The sequence below is a fragment of the Citrobacter sp. CRE-46 genome, from assembly GCF_059615875.1.
In genome coordinates, this window is record NZ_CM184341.1 from 1,955,248 (window position 1) to 1,969,452 (window position 14,205).

Here is a 14,205-nt window from a genome sequence, read left to right on the forward strand (position 1 = left end):
GACACACCCATCAGTTAACCCAACTGAGAAAAGAAAGCGATTGATTTGCTTTACATGGTCTCATTTTGGATCAATACTTATCTCAACGGATAACCCCGCCGGATTATCCGGGCGGTTAACTTTTTAGGATATGCGAAGTATGGAAAGAAATGAAGTCATTCCCGCACGAGGCTGGCACAACGTGGACATTGTCGGTGAGCTTCATAAGCGCAAGCTGACCTTACGTGGACTCTCCGTCAGCGTTGGCCTGAAGCCAGACACACTGAAAAATGCACTGGCGCGGCCCTACCCAAAAGGCGAGCGCATCATTGCCGATGCTCTCAATGTAGATCCCGCATTAATCTGGCCAGACCGTTACAACAAGGACTAGTGACATGTACGTGACCATCAGTGAACTGGCTGGTCTTCCGGGACTGCCAGCGACCCAGCAGGGGCTGAGATACAGCCTGAAAAAAATTGTGGGTAACACCCCGGATCTTGTTCGTAAACGCCCTGGCACCAAGGCATTTGAATACCACATCGACTGCCTGCCACAGGATGTACAAAAAATCCTGCGTGCCCGTCAGGTTAAAGCCATGCTGTCCACGCAGCCAGGTGATACTCCTGCAGCTGAGGTAACAGCACCTAACGCCAAAGGCAGTGACGAGAGCAAAATTGCGGTATACCGCAAGTGCCCCGCACTGATGGAGGAAAAACTGGGCTCACTGACATCAGCACAGAGATTAACGGCAGATGCACGAATGGCGCTGGTTGCTGAGGTGATTCGTCTGGGGCAATTGCCGGGCTTTACCCGGGCGAAAGCGCTGCGTGAAATCGTGCGTCAGGCACAGGCCGGAGAATTACCCCAGCGCTTGGCAGATGCCGCAGCGGCAGCAAACGCCAAGAAAGGGGCATCGCGCTCCCTCAGTGAGATATCGCTGAAACGCTGGCTGGCAGATTTCAATAAAGCGAATACCCCCGCCGAACGTCTGATGTTACTGGCCCCGGGTAAGCGTCAGAGTGTGAAACCAGAAGAGATTAAGTGGCTGCCTGAGTTCCTGCGCTTCTACCGTCGCCCTGATGGTCGCGGCATTCAGGAGGCCTATGATGATTTTGCCATTGAATGGTCAGAGCGTTTCCAGGGGGACATGGTGATGATTGCTGCAATGCCCTCTTACGATCAGGTGTGTTACGCGATGGATAAATTGCCGATAGTGGTAAAGCAAAAAGGTCGCGTGACGGGCAGCGAGTTCAGACAGTACGAAGGTTTTGTCCGCCGTGACTGGGAATCTCTGCCCGTCAATTATGTCTGGATTGGTGATGGCCACGGGATGAAGATGAAAGTAGCGCACCCCGATCACGGTAACCCGTTCTCCCCTGAGGTGACATTCATCCTGGACGGTTGCTGCCGATATATCGTCGGTTGGAGCCTTGCGCTTTCGGAAAGCGTGATTGCGGTTGCTGATGCCATGCGCCACGGTATTAAGAATAACGGGAAACCTTTCCTGTATTACTCTGATAATGGTGGCGGCGAGACTAATAACACGTTTGATGCCGACATCACGGGTATTCTTCCCCGCCTCGGTATCGATCACCGGCTGGGTATTCCTGAGAACCCGCAGGGTCGTGGCATCATCGAACGCCTCAACCGTACACTGGCCATGCGTATTTCCCGCCAGTTTGCGACTTACTATGGCACGGGAGCGGACCGCAGCACCGTCCGTCGCACCACAAAGGCTCTGATGTCAGCCACTAACGCAGTGGCCAAAGGTAAGGAGCTGTCAGTTAAACAGCAGCAGACTCTGCGTGACCTGCCTTCATGGGATGCATTAATTGCCGAAATTGAGAGTGGTGTTGAGTGGTACAACAACCGTCCGCACGAGTCGCTGCCGAAGCGTGGCAATGGTGAACATTTTACCCCGGCACAGTTTCGCCGTTACAAACTTGAGAAAGAGGCAACTGAAATTGAGTGGCTTTCTGATCTCGAATTGCGCGAAATGTTCATGCCGCAGATTGAGCGCAGCGTGAGCCGCTGTGAAGTCCGCCTGTTCAACAACCTTTATTACTCGTCTGAACTCAACCACGAACATGGCAATAAAGTGCTTGTGAATTATGACATCCATGATGCCACTAAAGTCATTATTCGCCGCATGGATGGCTCATTTATATGCGAAGCGATCTGGGATGGTAACAAGCGTCAGGCATTCCCTGTTACCGCTGAGTACCATCAGCGCCAGCAGCGCATTAAGGGTATGAAAGCGCGTGGCGAGGAGAAAGTCCGTCTGGCCGAGGCTGAGAATGTCCATACACTGCCAGCCCCGCAGAAGGAAAACTGGTTACAGGGGAATGTCTACCGCCCTCATACCGCAGCGCCAGTCATGCTGGCTGAAACCGAGGAAGCGGAATATATGGAGGATGAATACCTGAATAATTCTCTGGATATGCTGGAACAGAATAAACGTAAAAACGTTATTTGAATCACGTTTAAATTTAATTCAAAAATATGGAGTTAATTATGTCTGATGTGAATATCTCTGATATTCGCGGGGTTCTGCGCAACCTCGTGGACGAAAAAGGACTGACTTTTAATAAAGTGGCTCGAGAAACAGGCCTGTCCTCCGGCACCCTCAGCAGTTTTATGAACGGTAAATATGCGGGGGATAACGAACGTGTGGAAGAAGCCCTGCAGCGCTGGGTCAGCAAGCAGTTCGCGGCCGCAGAATTCCCTGAGCCTCCACGCTTTATCGAGACGCCAACCGTGAAACAAATCTGGACGGCATTTCGTTACGCTCATCTGACAGAGTGTATTGGCGTGATTTGTGGTAACCCGGGTGTGGGTAAGTCTGAGGCAGCACGTGAATACTGTCGTACCAACGATAACGTCTGGATGATTACAGTAACTCCGGCATGCGCCAGTGTTCTTGAATGTCTGACTGAACTGGCCTACGAGGTGGGTATGAATGATGCACCACGCCGCAAAGGCCCACTGGCTCGCGCCCTGCGCCGTCGTCTTGATGGCACTCAGGGTCTCATCATTATTGATGAAGCTGATCATCTGGGCGCTGAAGCCCTGGAAGAGCTGCGCCTGCTTCAGGAGGCGACCCGCGTCGGACTGGTGCTGATGGGTAATCATCGTGTCTATTCCAATATGACCGGCGGTAACCGTACCGTTGAATTTGCCCGTCTTTTCTCCCGTATTGCCAAACGCGTGGCCATCAATAAAACCAAGAAAGCCGACGTATCTGCCATTGCAGATGCCTGGCAGATTAAGGGTGAAAAAGAGCGTCAGCTTCTGCAACAAATCGCCCAGAAACCCGGTGCGCTGCGTATTCTCAGCCATTCTCTACGTCTGGCTGCAATGACTGCACACGGTGCTGGTGAAGCGGTGAATGAAGCCTATATCCTGAAAGCATTTCGCGATCTGGATCTGGACGTCGATGTTTCCACGTTACTGCGAGGTTAAACATGTTTCCTGAACTGATTTCGACCCACGTGCAGCAGGCCATGGCAACAGAGGCCATGCTCAATCAGAAAGGTTGTCTGGTGACCGGCTTTCGCCAGTCCCGTACCCGCCCGATTCTGGAGGTGTCATGTCCTCCGGCTGAGTTATTGCACAGTGCTGTACGTATTGTTGAACGCAATAACAGTGGCTCCCGCTCTATCTGGGTGGCCAGTTTCAATGGTTGTCGGATTATCTGGAGGTGATTATGGCAGTCGGGAAAAGTCGTCCCTGGACAAAACAGGAACTTGCATTGCTTGAAAAGCATGCAGGAAAACTCACCCTCAGTCAGATTTCTGAAAGGATGAACCGCAGTCAGAGCGCCATCCAGTCACGAGCACAACGACTTGGTCTGTCTCTGGTGATTGAGTCGGCAGATGCTCATGATGCCTGGTTATGCAATGAGCTTTATAAAGAAGGTTTATCCATTGCGATCATTGCCGAAAAAATGGAATTAAGCCGCCGCATTGTTTCAAACATCGTCTTTCGTGGATAAGGACGTAATTAAAGGTATCAATATGAACAATACAGGAAATACCCCAGTGGGTTACCGCACTAATGCGCAGGGACATCTGGTCCCCGAGTCGCAAATTAAACCGCTCGATAAGCTACGTGACGAAGTGGTGATGAATATCATCGACGCTGCCCGCCAACAGCGCCAGCTGCTGGCTGCGTTTAAACTGGAGTCCATGCAGGAAATCACCGACTTTATTGACCTTTCGGCTTCTGAATATGGTGTGGAGTACGGCGGCACCAAAGGTAATGTATCGCTGGTCAGCTTCGATGGTCGTTACAAGCTGGTTCGTGCCGTAGGTGAGCATCGCGTCTTTGATGAGCGTATCCAGGCGGCTAAAAAACTGATTGATGACTGCATTGGTGAGTGGTCTGTCGGCGCTGATGAGAAGATTATGGCGATGGTTGATCATGCCTTCCGCGTCAACAAACAGGGAAAAATCGATATCAACCAGGTTTTGAGTCTGCGCCAGTTGAACATTGACGATGTCAAATGGAATGAAGCAATGGATGCCATTGCTGACGCTATTCAGGTGACCGGCACCAGTCAGTATTTGCGACTTTATGAGCGCCAGGGTGATGGTAGTTATCAGCAAATTTCGCTGGATTTAGCCAAGCTTTAATTACCAGTAAATAAAACTTCAAATTAATAACGGCGCGTGCGTCAGGGATTCGTTCGCGCCGAATTCAGGAAAAGGGTAATACATCATGAATAAACCTCTTATTTACGATAACGCGCTGGCGCAGTGGGGATATGACCGTCAGGTGCTGGCTACTTCCGAAGAGTGCAGCGAGCTGGCGGCCAGCTGTGTGCGCTTCGTGAACCATAAAGCCAATGCGTCACGGGTTGCAGAAGAAGCGGCTGACGTTGAAATCATGATCGAGCAGCTGCGTCACAACGGTCTGAACGACATGATTGAGCAAAGCAAGGCTCGTTCACTTACCCGCCTTGCCCAGCGTGTGGGTGTTGAGGTCAACCCGGTAGCAACCTGTACACCGTTTGTGACGACCCTGCTAGCCGATGCGCAGGAGCAGTTTGAGCTGGCTGATGCGCTGTACCGGGATCGTGATACTAACAATCGCTACGCTGCTGCTGGTCTGCGTCGTTGCATGTCGCTGCTCATGCATGCCGCGCAGTTGATGATCCGGGAGCAGCAACACACTGAAAATCACATGCAGGGGGAAAAGCATGCGGGCTAATACCATCAAACTTATCCACGTAGCCCGCCGTTCGCTGGGTCTGGATGATGAAACCTATCGCGCGATGCTGGGCAGTATCATTCCCGGTAAAATAAGCTGCCGCGATATGTCACAGTCGGAACTGCAAAAAGTACTTAAGGCGATGGAAGAGAAAGGCTTTAAGGTTAAACCGACTAAGAAGCCGCGTCGCATGTCTTCTCCGTCAGATACAAGCCTTAAAATCCGCGCGGTCTGGCGCACTATGCACAGCGATGGCTTCGTCCGTGACGGTAGTGATGCTGGCCTCGATCGCTTTGTTAAGCGCCATACCAACCAGATTAACGGCGGTCAGGGTGTCGCCAGTGTCGAATGGCTTCGAGGTGATATGGAGGTTAACTTTCTGGAGAGCCTCAAGCAGTGGCATATTCGGGCGATGAAAAAGTCGCTGACTGAACATGGGCTGCGCCTACCGATGAACCCCCGCACTGGCGATGAAGTCAGGGACTACGACACAATTTGCTGGGCCTATTCTGAAGCCGTGAAAAGGTGGACAAAATGAATGGCGAACTCTTTGATGATGTACGCGACGACAGTATTCTTGACCATATTGATGATGAAATTGAAGGGGCACGATTCCCTTCACTGTTGTCCGAACTGAATGCGCTACTTCGCGTCGAGCTGGAGCGTCTGGGTTACGAGCCTAAACATTCGATTGAATTAGTTGCCGCTATCAGCAGTAAAATTGGCGGAATGCAGGTTTATTTTCCACGTGGTCAGGTACTGGAGTATCTGGTTCGTGACATGCGAATCTGGCGTGACTTCACTGGCGATAATGTTCCCGAATTGGTAGAGCGCTACCATGTGACCTACAAAACAGTGTATAAAGCTATCAAACGAATGCGTAGACTGGAGCAACGCAAATATCAACCGGATTTATTTGGCAAGGACTAATGTATGAAATTCTCAAACGTTTTAATTCTGGCTATTGTTTTAGGTGGGGGTTATTCATATTTTTTCCCGAAAAAAGAACCGCAAACTATTAATGAAAAACTAATTGCTCAGTTTGATAAACAAGATGTTATTAAACGTAATGATTGGGAAAAGGGTAACATCATTGATGGGGTTCAGATATTTTCTGTCCGCAAAGACTATTCAGTATTCCAAAGCGTCTGGGCTTTGGGAAAAGATGAAGCAAGTGTCATGGTTTTGACTGAAGGTAAAACACCAAAAATTGAAGCCGCTTTTGCTTTAAGTCAATGTAATCAGTTGGCCAAAGCGGTAGCTGACAGCGATGATTCTACTGTTCACGATGCAGTTTTTTCCATTTTTCAGAATGCTCTTGCGACTGATAAAGATAAAAACGGTATCTTACGTGCCACTGGTAATGTAGATGGAAAATCTTATGATATATCCGTCCGTACTATAGGTTCCACGGTAACATTCGGTTGCGGCATCAGAACTACTTGATAGCACAACTATATTAAATGAAGCCGGTAAATCCGGCTTTTTTTATACCTGCAACAAAATGAATGAAAGTGACATTTACCTCTTTCCTTCATAAAAAAGGTGCAGGCATGACAACTCAACTCCTTTCTCCAGCCTTTCAACACGCACTCGACTTCGTTCTCGCCAGAGAAGGCGGCTATGTCAACGACTCCACCGACAAAGGTGGTGAAACTAAGTTCGGTATTTCCGATAAACGCGATGGTATTGCTGACGGCAAAACTGACGTAAACGGCGACGGCAAACCCGATACCACCATTAAAGAACTTTCCGCCGAACAGGCTGCTCAGATTTATTACCGGGATTACTGGCAGGCGGCGTATTGCACCAACTGGCCAGATGGCATCTCACTTTTCGTATTCGATGCTGCCGTACAGCATGGCGTGAAAGCCGCGATTCGTCAGCTTCAGTCGGCAGCAGGCGTGACCGCCGATGGCATCGTAGGGCCGAACACCAACCGGGCTGTCATTGGCGCTGACCCGGAATGGTTATTAAACCGGTGCTTCCTGCGCCGTTCCCGCTTCTACGCCGACATCATCAAATCAAATGCTTCCCAGGGTAAGTTTCTCAGTGGATGGTTTAACCGTCTTGATGAACTGGCGAACGCCTGTCAGGAAGTTATCGGCGGTTCAGTTTCTGTTACCCGGAGCTGAGCATGGGAAAAGGATGGGACGCGTCAATGCTTCAGGGGCGGCGTGATCGTCTCCGTCAGGAGGTGCTGCATCGTGTGGCGAACGGCCCGCCTCCCGCTCCTGTTGATTACACTGGCTGCGATGGTACTCACGCGAGCTTCTATCGCAAAGGCTGGGACTCCGTTGATATCAGAGACATCGTCTGGCAGTGCCAGCGTTATAAGGAAAAACACTGTGTTTAAATCGTTTGATACGACCTGGTTAAAACAGGCATTACTCCGCGTTTGTCAGTCCGGCTGGACCATCCTGGTGCTGGCAGGCATCTCAATGTTTCTGTGTAGTTTCCACGGACGACCTGCCTTCATGGTGTGGTGGCTGGCATTCTCCGGGGTGGTACTGCTGGGGTTCAGTATCTTCCTGGGTAACCTTCCATATCGTCTGATTCAGGCAGAGCGTCATCTCAATCGTTACGCTTATTTCTGGTCGTGGGTTATCTGGGCGGGCGGCTTCATTTGCCTTTTACTTAGTTCACTATATGCAACACCCGCTATCCTTTTACTTCTTTTTCCGGCTGGTGCTTTTCTTGGCGTCCTCTTCTGTTTGTGGGTTTCGCGTAAGGGGCTGCTCGCATGGATCCAGTAACCCTCACCACCATCGCTTCCGTGCTGCTCAAAGCTGGTCCCTCTCTCGTTCGTACCGTTGGCGGCTGGTTTGGCGGTGATGCCGCCAGGACTGCAGATTCCGTCGCCGGCATTGTTGAAACCGTTAATGGAGCCATCAACCCCCAGGACCAGCAGCGGGTGCTTGAGCAGAAGCTGGCCCAGTTGCCACCCGAGCAGTTCGTCCAGCTTGAATCCCTGAGAGTCCAGCTGGAACAGTATCAGCTTGAGCGTCAGAAGGCGCTGCTGGCAGACCAGCAGGCCGCACACCACGAACAGCAGGAAACCATCCGCAACGGTGACAACGCCACCGACGAATATGTCCGCCAGACCCGGCCACGTATGGCGCGACTGTCGCTCTACAGCAGCATTGCTTATGTGATGCTGATGTCGCTGGGGCAGCAGGCTGGCGCTATTGCAGCCGGGTTTGGTCATGTTTTTTCCATGCCAGCCCCTGACTGGGATATCTCCCTGATGCTGGCGACACCGGCGCTGGGATATCTCGGTTTCAGGACACTGGACGGCTTTGCCCGATACAGCAAATCCAGTAAGCACAAGGCGGTGATGCCCAAATGACAGATTCCTTTGATCATGCCAGCAACCTCGAAACCGAAGAACGACAGCGCGTGTTAAACAGCCATTTAAACCGGGTTAAAGAGCAGCCTGACGAACCCGGTTTCTGTAACGACTGCGGTAATGACATTCCGGCCGACAGGTTGGCTGCCTGCCCCGATGCGGTGACCTGTTTCACCTGTCAGGACATCAGAGAAAAAAGGGGGAAGCGTGGACTGGGAAGTCGTTAAAGGTAACTGGGCGATCATCTGGGCACTGTTCATGTCAGGCGTGAACCTGCTCCATCTTCTGCTGGCGAAAACCTATGCCCGCCGTGAGGAGATGGAGAAAGTCAGCGGCCGGCTGAACATTCTTGAAAAAGCTGTTGAGGGTATGCCAACCCGTCAGGAACTGCACAACCTGCAGCTTGATATGAGCAATTTGCGTGGTGAGATACGTGAATTCTCCGGCACGCTCAGACAGGCATCCCGCATCAGCGATTTACTTCTGGAAAATGAACTGAAGGACAAATAGAGGCTATGAGCATGCGTGATTTACTCGACCAGGACCAGCGTCTGGTCCTTTTGCGATCTCTTCTTGACTGTGGCGACAGTGCCAATGAGTCAATCCTGCAGACCTGTCTGCAGACATATGGCCATAAGGTTTCCCGCGATACCGTTCGCACCCAGCTTGCCTGGCTTCGTGAGCAGGGCCTGGTTACGCTGAGCGATGTCTCGGGCTGCTATGTGGCGGAAATCACCGGCCGTGGTGATGAGGTGGCCAGCGGTCTTGCTACCATTCCCGGTGTTAAAAAACCACGGCCACGGGGGTAATCATGACAAAGCCCAAGCCACTGACCCGGGGAGAACGAGAGGTTATCCGCAAACTTGCCACGGTGATTGTCTGCGCTGACGTTGAGGTCAACATGATCGCCAAATTTTATGAAGAGAAACTGGGGAAGCCCTACGATCGCAACGCGCCCGACAGCTATCTCAATACCTTCCTGAACAGCGACCCGGAATGTAAACGGCTTAACCAATTGCTGAAGCGTGATATTGAAACCTGCCGCAACGACCTCGCAGAAGGTCTGGGGAGGGAGCTTGGCAAATGAACAACGTCCGACCCGTGGACGCCCCTCAAAGATAGACCTCCTTCCGGATGTGGTTCGCGACCAGCTGCACCAGCTGCTGCGCGACAAACGTCACACCCAGGAAGAAATCCGCGAAGCCATCAACGACCTGATAGCTGAGCACAACCTGCCGGAGGACATGAAACTCTCCCGCACCGGTCTGAACCGCTATGCCAGCCGTATGGAAGAGTTCGGCTCTAAAATCCGCGCCTCCCGTGAGATGGCTGAAATCTGGGCTGGCAAACTGGGCTCAGCGCCGACCTCTGACGTCGGCAAGCTGCTGATGGAGTTTGTGAAAACGCTGGCGTTTGAAACCTCCATGTCCATGGCCGAGAGCGACAACCCGGTAGAGCCAAGAGCCCTGGGGCAGCTGGCACTGGTTGCCCAGCGACTGGAAGCCGCCGCGATGGCCAGCCACAAACGTGAGAAGGAAATCCAGCAGGCCTTTGCCGAGAAAGTCGCTGCAGAGGCGGAAACCATCACCAAAAAAGCCGGGCTGTCAGCGGAGACCGCCGCTGATATTCGTCGCCAGATTCTGGGGATTGCAACATGACCTATACCCAGCAGGAACAGTTACGTAATCAGTCTGCGGCCGCGATTATTTCCGGCCGTTTTGACGCAGATCAGGTACTGCTGCCTTATCAGCGCCGGTGGATTGCGGATGATGCCCAGCTCAAGATTGCGGAGAAATCGCGCCGTACCGGTCTGACCTGGGCAGAGGCGGCTGATGCGGCACTGAATGGCTCCCTTTCTGCCAGTGCTGGCGGTAGCGATACTTTTTACGTCGGCACCACCAAGGATATGGCGCGAGAGTTTATCGATGCTTGTGCGATGTGGGCAAAGGCCTACGGTCTGGCAGCCTCTGATACCGGTGAAGAAGTGCTTAACGATGATGACAAAGATATCCTGGTCTACGTTATCAACTTTGCCAGCGGCTTCAAAATCAAGGCGCTGTCCTCCAACCCGTCGAACCTGCGTGGTATGCAGGGCAACGTCATCATTGATGAAGCCGGTTTCCAGAAAGACCTTGCAGCGGTACTCAAAGCGGCACTGGCGCTCACCATGTGGGGGGCAAAAGTCCGTCTTATCTCCACCCACAACGGTATTGAAAACCTGTTCAACACCCTGATACAGGACAGCCGCGCCGGTAAAAAACGCTATTCCGTTCACCGGGTCGATATCGAAACGGCGATTAATGAGGGGCTCTACCGGCGCATTTGCCAGGTAAAAAAAGACACCTGGTCTGCGGAGAAAGAAGCGGAATGGCTGACTAACCTGCTGAGTGATACGGCCACCGAGGAAGATGCCCGGGAAGAATATTACTGTGAGCCGAAGAACGGCGGTGGCACGTATCTGCCACGCTCGATACGTGAACGAGCGGCTCGCGGCTCCGGCCCCGTTCTGCGCTTCACCGGAACGGCTGCGTTCAATGCCACGCCCGAAGGGATTCGTGCGAGAGAGATGCAGGAGTGGATTGAGAAGGCCATTCAGCCTGAGCTGGATAAGCTTCCGCAAAATCTCCGACACTGCCTCGGAGAAGACTTCGCCCGCTCCGGCCACTTGACGGTTTACGCCCCGATGACGGTCAATGATGACACCACCCGTATCGTGCCGTTCCTGGTGGAACTGGCCAACGTGCCCTACAAGCAGCAGGAGCAGGTGCTGTTTTATATCTGCGATCGCCTTCCCCGCAGGGATGGCATCAAGCTCGATGGCCGTGGGAACGGTAACTATCTGGCCGAGCAGGCTGCTGAACGTTATGGCGATGAGGTTGAAGTGGTCATGCCTTCCGTTGGCCACTATCGGGAGAACATGCCGCGCTTTAAATCGGCCTTTGAAGACGACGAAATGGTGCTGCCTAAGCATGAAGATGTTATCAGCGACCTCGGGCAAATCGTCATCCAGCGCGGTACGCCGGGAATTGATGACCGGGAGAATACCGGCAGTGATGGCCACAAGCGCCACGGTGACAGCGCCTATGCCATCTTCCTGGCGTTCCTGGCCAGTAAAGAAGAGTGCCGTCGGTATGAGCTGCACCGTCTCAATAAAACCCGGGATACCAGACACCGTCCGGACGGCGATGACGATCGCCGTCAGATGCATCTGACCCGGGGTCTTAAAAATCAGCGGGGATTACTCTGATGCTTAAACAACTTGCCGGCGCGGTTCGCCGCCTTCTGCACCCCGCGACAGGGGATGCTGTTGTCGTCAATGACACTGATATAACAGAGGCTGAGGCGCGCGGCCGCAGTATGAGCGTCCGCCGTCCTTCATCGGGGGTCAGCGTGGCCAGCACCTTATCCCCGAGCCGTCTGGCGGGAATACTGCGCAATGCCGCCGACGGAAATGCCCGTGATTACTTCATCCTGGCAGAAGAGATGGAGGAGCGGGACCTCCATTACGCCAGTGTGCTTCGTACCCGCAAACTGACGGTGGCGGGAATTGTGCCAACGGTGGTCGCCGCCAGTGATGATGACAACGACGTGCAGCTCGCTGACGCAGTACGCCACCTGATGGAGCAGCCGCAGGTGCCTGAGCTGCTCTTCGACCTGCTTGACGGGCTGGGCAAAGGCGTCAGTGTCTGTGAAATTCTGTGGAATACGCGGGAGGCGATGTGGAAGCCCCGTGATTATGAGTGGGTGGACCAGCGTTTCCTGAAGCCAGACCTCGATACCCTGCGCGAGTTCCGGCTTATTACCGAGAAGGAGCCTGTCGAGGGTGAGCCACTGAATCCGGGCAAGTACATTGTTCATCAGCCCCGCCTGAAGTCTGGCCTGCCGCTACGCAACGGGCTGGCCCGTCTGGTTGCCGTGATGTACATGCTGAAGTCATTCACCGTGCGGGACTGGTGGGCGTTTGGCGAGAAATTTGGTCTGCCTATGGTCGTCGGACGATACGGTAACAATGCCAGCCCTGAGCAAATCCGCACGCTCATAGATGCCATTGCCTCACTGGCGTCTGATGCCGGCTGCGCCATTCCTGAGAGCATGAAGCTCGACATGGTGGAGACGGCGAGCCGTACCGGCGGTGGCGCACTGTTCAAAGAGATGGCCGACTGGTGTGATGCCCAGACCAGTAAAGCGGTGCTGGGCCAGACCATGACCACCGATGACGGTAGTTCCCGGGCACAGGCCGATGTGCATGACAGGGTGCGCATGGACATTGCGCGTTGGGATGCGCGGCAACTGGCGGACACGCTCAATGAGTTTCTGGTACGCCCCTTCATCCAGTTCAACTATGGTCCCCAGGAAAACTACCCGCGTATCGAGCTGCGACTCAGCGAACCTGAAGACCTGAAGGCATTCGTGGATGCACTGACCCCGCTGATTGACCGGGGGATGAAGGTTCAGGAGTCGGAAATTCGTGACAAGTTTGGTCTGGCAGAGCCGGAAGCCGGTGCAACGGTTCTGGCACCGTCAAGTACCTTTACCGCGTTCGCCTCTGCAACGGCTTTGAATCGCGAGCAAATTGCCCTCAACCGCAGCCAGGAAGATGATATTGATGCTCTGGTGGCCGAAGGCCTCAAAGACTGGGCGCGTACCGGTGATGCCTTCACCAGTCCGGTGCTGCAACTGGTGAACGAGGTGGACACTTTTGATGAGTTCCTTGCCCGCCTGCCGGAGCTGCAGCAGTCACTGAAGCCGGATGAGTTCGTGCAGCAGCTGGCGCTGCTGAGTTTTAAAGCCCGTGCACTGGGAGATGTTAACGATGGCTGAACCGTCCATTGCCCCGAAGGAAGCACTCGCCTGGCTGAAGTCCAAAAACCTGAAGCCGGGGTTTGATTATCGCGATGTCTGGCGTGACGAGCAGAGCGTCGGCTTTACCGTGGCAAAGATGACCCAGCTCGATTTGCTGCAGGATGTGAAGACGATCCTGGAGGAGGCGCTGGAGAACGGGCAGACCTTTGCGCAGTTTCGTGAAACGCTCAAACCCCTGCTGGTGAAACGTGGGTGGTGGGGTATGCAGATGATGGATGACCCGCTGACGCAGGAGACCAGAGCAGTGCAGCTTGGCAGCGACAGACGCCTGCGTACCATTTACGACACTAACATGCGCACGGCTCGCAGCGCGGGCCAGTGGGAGCGTATCGAGCGCACCAAACGTGCCATGCCCTATCTGCTTTACACGCTGGGTCCGTCGCGCGAGCACCGGCACGAACACCAGCAATGGGCTGACCTCTGCCTGCCAGTCGATGACCCCTTCTGGGCTACGCACATCGGCCCCAACGGCTGGGGCTGTAAATGCGGGGTGCGACAGGTCAGTAAGTATGAGTACCAGCAACTGCAGCAGAATGGCGTCACCCGCACCGTGCAGCAGCTCGATGACAACGGCAAACCGACAGGCCATGTCACGCGCAGTTCTGTGCCGGTGCGTACCGAAGCACCGCCAGTCAAACGGGTGAAATGGCTGAACAAACGCACCGGTGAAGAAGATATGGTGCCGGAGGGTATCGACCCGGGCTGGGACTACAATCCCGGCACAGGCCGCCGGGTGGAGCTTGAGCGCCAGCTGCAGATGAAACAGCAGGCCTTTGACGCAGGTGAGTAAGCGAAGCGGTAA

At 53.6% G+C, this 14,205-nt stretch carries 22 protein-coding genes; all 22 read left to right on the forward strand.

Features of this window, described 5'->3' with window-relative positions; translation table 11 throughout:
- Nucleotides 1–139: 139 nt before the first annotated feature.
- The 22 genes from AC534G_RS09100 to AC534G_RS09205 all read left to right on the forward strand — a co-directional run bounded on the left by AC534G_RS09100 (nucleotide 140) and on the right by AC534G_RS09205 (nucleotide 14,193).
- Nucleotides 140–370 carry a helix-turn-helix domain-containing protein gene (locus tag AC534G_RS09100; protein ID WP_109862726.1) on the forward strand — a complete coding sequence of 77 codons (231 nt, stop codon included), beginning with the start codon at nucleotides 140–142 and terminating at the stop codon, nucleotides 368–370.
- Between the two features lie 4 nt (nucleotides 371–374).
- Nucleotides 375–2,456: a Mu transposase C-terminal domain-containing protein gene (locus AC534G_RS09105; protein ID WP_164562392.1), complete on the forward strand. Its 2,082-nt coding sequence runs from the start codon at nucleotides 375–377 to the stop codon at nucleotides 2,454–2,456.
- A gap of 38 nt (nucleotides 2,457–2,494) precedes the next feature.
- Entirely contained in the window at nucleotides 2,495–3,442 is a 948-nt protein-coding gene (locus AC534G_RS09110; protein WP_046275139.1) for an AAA family ATPase, read from the forward strand.
- Between the two features lie 2 nt (nucleotides 3,443–3,444).
- Complete coding sequence (locus AC534G_RS09115) at nucleotides 3,445–3,684, forward strand: Kil protein family (protein WP_097471204.1); 240 nt, start codon at nucleotides 3,445–3,447, stop codon at nucleotides 3,682–3,684.
- A 2-nt stretch (nucleotides 3,685–3,686) separates the two neighbouring features.
- Nucleotides 3,687–3,974 carry a hypothetical protein gene (locus AC534G_RS09120; protein ID WP_097471205.1) on the forward strand — a complete coding sequence of 96 codons (288 nt, stop codon included), beginning with the start codon at nucleotides 3,687–3,689 and terminating at the stop codon, nucleotides 3,972–3,974.
- 22 nt (nucleotides 3,975–3,996) lie between these two features.
- The gene (locus AC534G_RS09125; RefSeq protein ID WP_097471227.1) at nucleotides 3,997–4,614 is read left to right on the forward strand and encodes a DUF3164 family protein; all 618 of its coding nucleotides are present in this window, start codon (nucleotides 3,997–3,999) and stop codon (nucleotides 4,612–4,614) included.
- 85 nt (nucleotides 4,615–4,699) lie between these two features.
- A complete protein-coding gene (locus AC534G_RS09130; RefSeq protein WP_046275143.1) occupies nucleotides 4,700–5,191 on the forward strand; it encodes a nucleoside triphosphate pyrophosphohydrolase family protein in 492 nt (163 codons plus the stop codon).
- Nucleotides 5,181–5,729 (forward strand): gp16 family protein, encoded by a 549-nt coding sequence (locus AC534G_RS09135; protein WP_046275144.1) that lies wholly within the window; start codon nucleotides 5,181–5,183, stop codon nucleotides 5,727–5,729. Before AC534G_RS09130 ends, AC534G_RS09135 begins: the two co-directional genes overlap by 11 nt.
- Nucleotides 5,726–6,121, forward strand: a complete 396-nt coding sequence (locus tag AC534G_RS09140) for a Mor transcription activator family protein (RefSeq protein WP_046275145.1) — start codon at nucleotides 5,726–5,728, stop codon at nucleotides 6,119–6,121. The genes AC534G_RS09135 and AC534G_RS09140 overlap by 4 nt, the downstream gene beginning before the upstream one ends.
- Nucleotides 6,122–6,124: 3 nt before the next feature.
- On the forward strand, nucleotides 6,125–6,637 hold the full coding sequence (locus tag AC534G_RS09145) for a hypothetical protein (protein WP_046275146.1): 513 nt from the start codon (nucleotides 6,125–6,127) through the stop codon (nucleotides 6,635–6,637).
- Nucleotides 6,638–6,744: 107 nt separating this feature from the next.
- Nucleotides 6,745–7,326 carry a glycoside hydrolase family 108 protein gene (locus AC534G_RS09150; RefSeq protein ID WP_097471207.1) on the forward strand — a complete coding sequence of 194 codons (582 nt, stop codon included), beginning with the start codon at nucleotides 6,745–6,747 and terminating at the stop codon, nucleotides 7,324–7,326.
- A gap of 2 nt (nucleotides 7,327–7,328) precedes the next feature.
- Nucleotides 7,329–7,547, forward strand: a complete 219-nt coding sequence (locus tag AC534G_RS09155) for a hypothetical protein (RefSeq protein WP_097471208.1) — start codon at nucleotides 7,329–7,331, stop codon at nucleotides 7,545–7,547.
- Entirely contained in the window at nucleotides 7,540–7,947 is a 408-nt protein-coding gene (locus AC534G_RS09160; protein WP_046275149.1) for a hypothetical protein, read from the forward strand. The genes AC534G_RS09155 and AC534G_RS09160 overlap by 8 nt, the downstream gene beginning before the upstream one ends.
- A complete protein-coding gene (locus AC534G_RS09165) occupies nucleotides 7,935–8,540 on the forward strand; it encodes a hypothetical protein (RefSeq protein WP_046275150.1) in 606 nt (201 codons plus the stop codon). The genes AC534G_RS09160 and AC534G_RS09165 overlap by 13 nt, the downstream gene beginning before the upstream one ends.
- Nucleotides 8,537–8,767 carry a TraR/DksA C4-type zinc finger protein gene (locus tag AC534G_RS09170; RefSeq protein ID WP_046275151.1) on the forward strand — a complete coding sequence of 77 codons (231 nt, stop codon included), beginning with the start codon at nucleotides 8,537–8,539 and terminating at the stop codon, nucleotides 8,765–8,767. The genes AC534G_RS09165 and AC534G_RS09170 overlap by 4 nt, the downstream gene beginning before the upstream one ends.
- On the forward strand, nucleotides 8,748–9,050 hold the full coding sequence (locus AC534G_RS09175; protein ID WP_097471209.1) for a DUF2730 family protein: 303 nt from the start codon (nucleotides 8,748–8,750) through the stop codon (nucleotides 9,048–9,050). The genes AC534G_RS09170 and AC534G_RS09175 overlap by 20 nt, the downstream gene beginning before the upstream one ends.
- A gap of 11 nt (nucleotides 9,051–9,061) precedes the next feature.
- Nucleotides 9,062–9,349, forward strand: a complete 288-nt coding sequence (locus tag AC534G_RS09180; RefSeq protein ID WP_046275180.1) for a VpaChn25_0724 family phage protein — start codon at nucleotides 9,062–9,064, stop codon at nucleotides 9,347–9,349.
- A 2-nt stretch (nucleotides 9,350–9,351) separates the two neighbouring features.
- Nucleotides 9,352–9,627 carry a hypothetical protein gene (locus AC534G_RS09185; RefSeq protein ID WP_046275153.1) on the forward strand — a complete coding sequence of 92 codons (276 nt, stop codon included), beginning with the start codon at nucleotides 9,352–9,354 and terminating at the stop codon, nucleotides 9,625–9,627.
- A complete protein-coding gene (locus AC534G_RS09190; protein ID WP_496594446.1) occupies nucleotides 9,617–10,198 on the forward strand; it encodes a DUF3486 family protein in 582 nt (193 codons plus the stop codon). The genes AC534G_RS09185 and AC534G_RS09190 overlap by 11 nt, the downstream gene beginning before the upstream one ends.
- Nucleotides 10,195–11,787 carry a terminase large subunit domain-containing protein gene (locus AC534G_RS09195; protein ID WP_200019059.1) on the forward strand — a complete coding sequence of 531 codons (1,593 nt, stop codon included), beginning with the start codon at nucleotides 10,195–10,197 and terminating at the stop codon, nucleotides 11,785–11,787. The genes AC534G_RS09190 and AC534G_RS09195 overlap by 4 nt, the downstream gene beginning before the upstream one ends.
- Nucleotides 11,787–13,361 (forward strand): DUF935 domain-containing protein, encoded by a 1,575-nt coding sequence (locus tag AC534G_RS09200; RefSeq protein ID WP_097471211.1) that lies wholly within the window; start codon nucleotides 11,787–11,789, stop codon nucleotides 13,359–13,361. The genes AC534G_RS09195 and AC534G_RS09200 overlap by 1 nt, the downstream gene beginning before the upstream one ends.
- Nucleotides 13,354–14,193 carry a phage head morphogenesis protein gene (locus AC534G_RS09205; RefSeq protein WP_109862737.1) on the forward strand — a complete coding sequence of 280 codons (840 nt, stop codon included), beginning with the start codon at nucleotides 13,354–13,356 and terminating at the stop codon, nucleotides 14,191–14,193. The genes AC534G_RS09200 and AC534G_RS09205 overlap by 8 nt, the downstream gene beginning before the upstream one ends.
- Nucleotides 14,194–14,205 lie beyond the last annotated feature (12 nt).

Excerpts from the sequence above, each read along its gene's own strand:
- AC534G_RS09100 (WP_109862726.1), top strand. The coding sequence starts at position 140 with ATGGAAAGAAATGAAGTCATTCCCGCACGAGGCTGGCACAACGTGGAC.
- AC534G_RS09105 (WP_164562392.1), top strand. The coding sequence starts at position 375 with ATGTACGTGACCATCAGTGAACTGGCTGGTCTTCCGGGACTGCCAGCG.
- AC534G_RS09110 (WP_046275139.1), top strand. The coding sequence starts at position 2,495 with ATGTCTGATGTGAATATCTCTGATATTCGCGGGGTTCTGCGCAACCTC.
- AC534G_RS09115 (WP_097471204.1), top strand. The coding sequence starts at position 3,445 with ATGTTTCCTGAACTGATTTCGACCCACGTGCAGCAGGCCATGGCAACA.
- AC534G_RS09120 (WP_097471205.1), top strand. The coding sequence starts at position 3,687 with ATGGCAGTCGGGAAAAGTCGTCCCTGGACAAAACAGGAACTTGCATTG.
- AC534G_RS09125 (WP_097471227.1), top strand. The coding sequence starts at position 3,997 with ATGAACAATACAGGAAATACCCCAGTGGGTTACCGCACTAATGCGCAG.
- AC534G_RS09130 (WP_046275143.1), top strand. The coding sequence starts at position 4,700 with ATGAATAAACCTCTTATTTACGATAACGCGCTGGCGCAGTGGGGATAT.
- AC534G_RS09135 (WP_046275144.1), top strand. The coding sequence starts at position 5,181 with ATGCGGGCTAATACCATCAAACTTATCCACGTAGCCCGCCGTTCGCTG.
- AC534G_RS09140 (WP_046275145.1), top strand. The coding sequence starts at position 5,726 with ATGAATGGCGAACTCTTTGATGATGTACGCGACGACAGTATTCTTGAC.
- AC534G_RS09145 (WP_046275146.1), top strand. The coding sequence starts at position 6,125 with ATGAAATTCTCAAACGTTTTAATTCTGGCTATTGTTTTAGGTGGGGGT.
- AC534G_RS09150 (WP_097471207.1), top strand. The coding sequence starts at position 6,745 with ATGACAACTCAACTCCTTTCTCCAGCCTTTCAACACGCACTCGACTTC.
- AC534G_RS09155 (WP_097471208.1), top strand. The coding sequence starts at position 7,329 with ATGGGAAAAGGATGGGACGCGTCAATGCTTCAGGGGCGGCGTGATCGT.
- AC534G_RS09165 (WP_046275150.1), top strand. The coding sequence starts at position 7,935 with ATGGATCCAGTAACCCTCACCACCATCGCTTCCGTGCTGCTCAAAGCT.
- AC534G_RS09170 (WP_046275151.1), top strand. The coding sequence starts at position 8,537 with ATGACAGATTCCTTTGATCATGCCAGCAACCTCGAAACCGAAGAACGA.
- AC534G_RS09180 (WP_046275180.1), top strand. The coding sequence starts at position 9,062 with ATGCGTGATTTACTCGACCAGGACCAGCGTCTGGTCCTTTTGCGATCT.
- AC534G_RS09185 (WP_046275153.1), top strand. The coding sequence starts at position 9,352 with ATGACAAAGCCCAAGCCACTGACCCGGGGAGAACGAGAGGTTATCCGC.
- AC534G_RS09195 (WP_200019059.1), top strand. The coding sequence starts at position 10,195 with ATGACCTATACCCAGCAGGAACAGTTACGTAATCAGTCTGCGGCCGCG.
- AC534G_RS09200 (WP_097471211.1), top strand. The coding sequence starts at position 11,787 with ATGCTTAAACAACTTGCCGGCGCGGTTCGCCGCCTTCTGCACCCCGCG.
- AC534G_RS09205 (WP_109862737.1), top strand. The coding sequence starts at position 13,354 with ATGGCTGAACCGTCCATTGCCCCGAAGGAAGCACTCGCCTGGCTGAAG.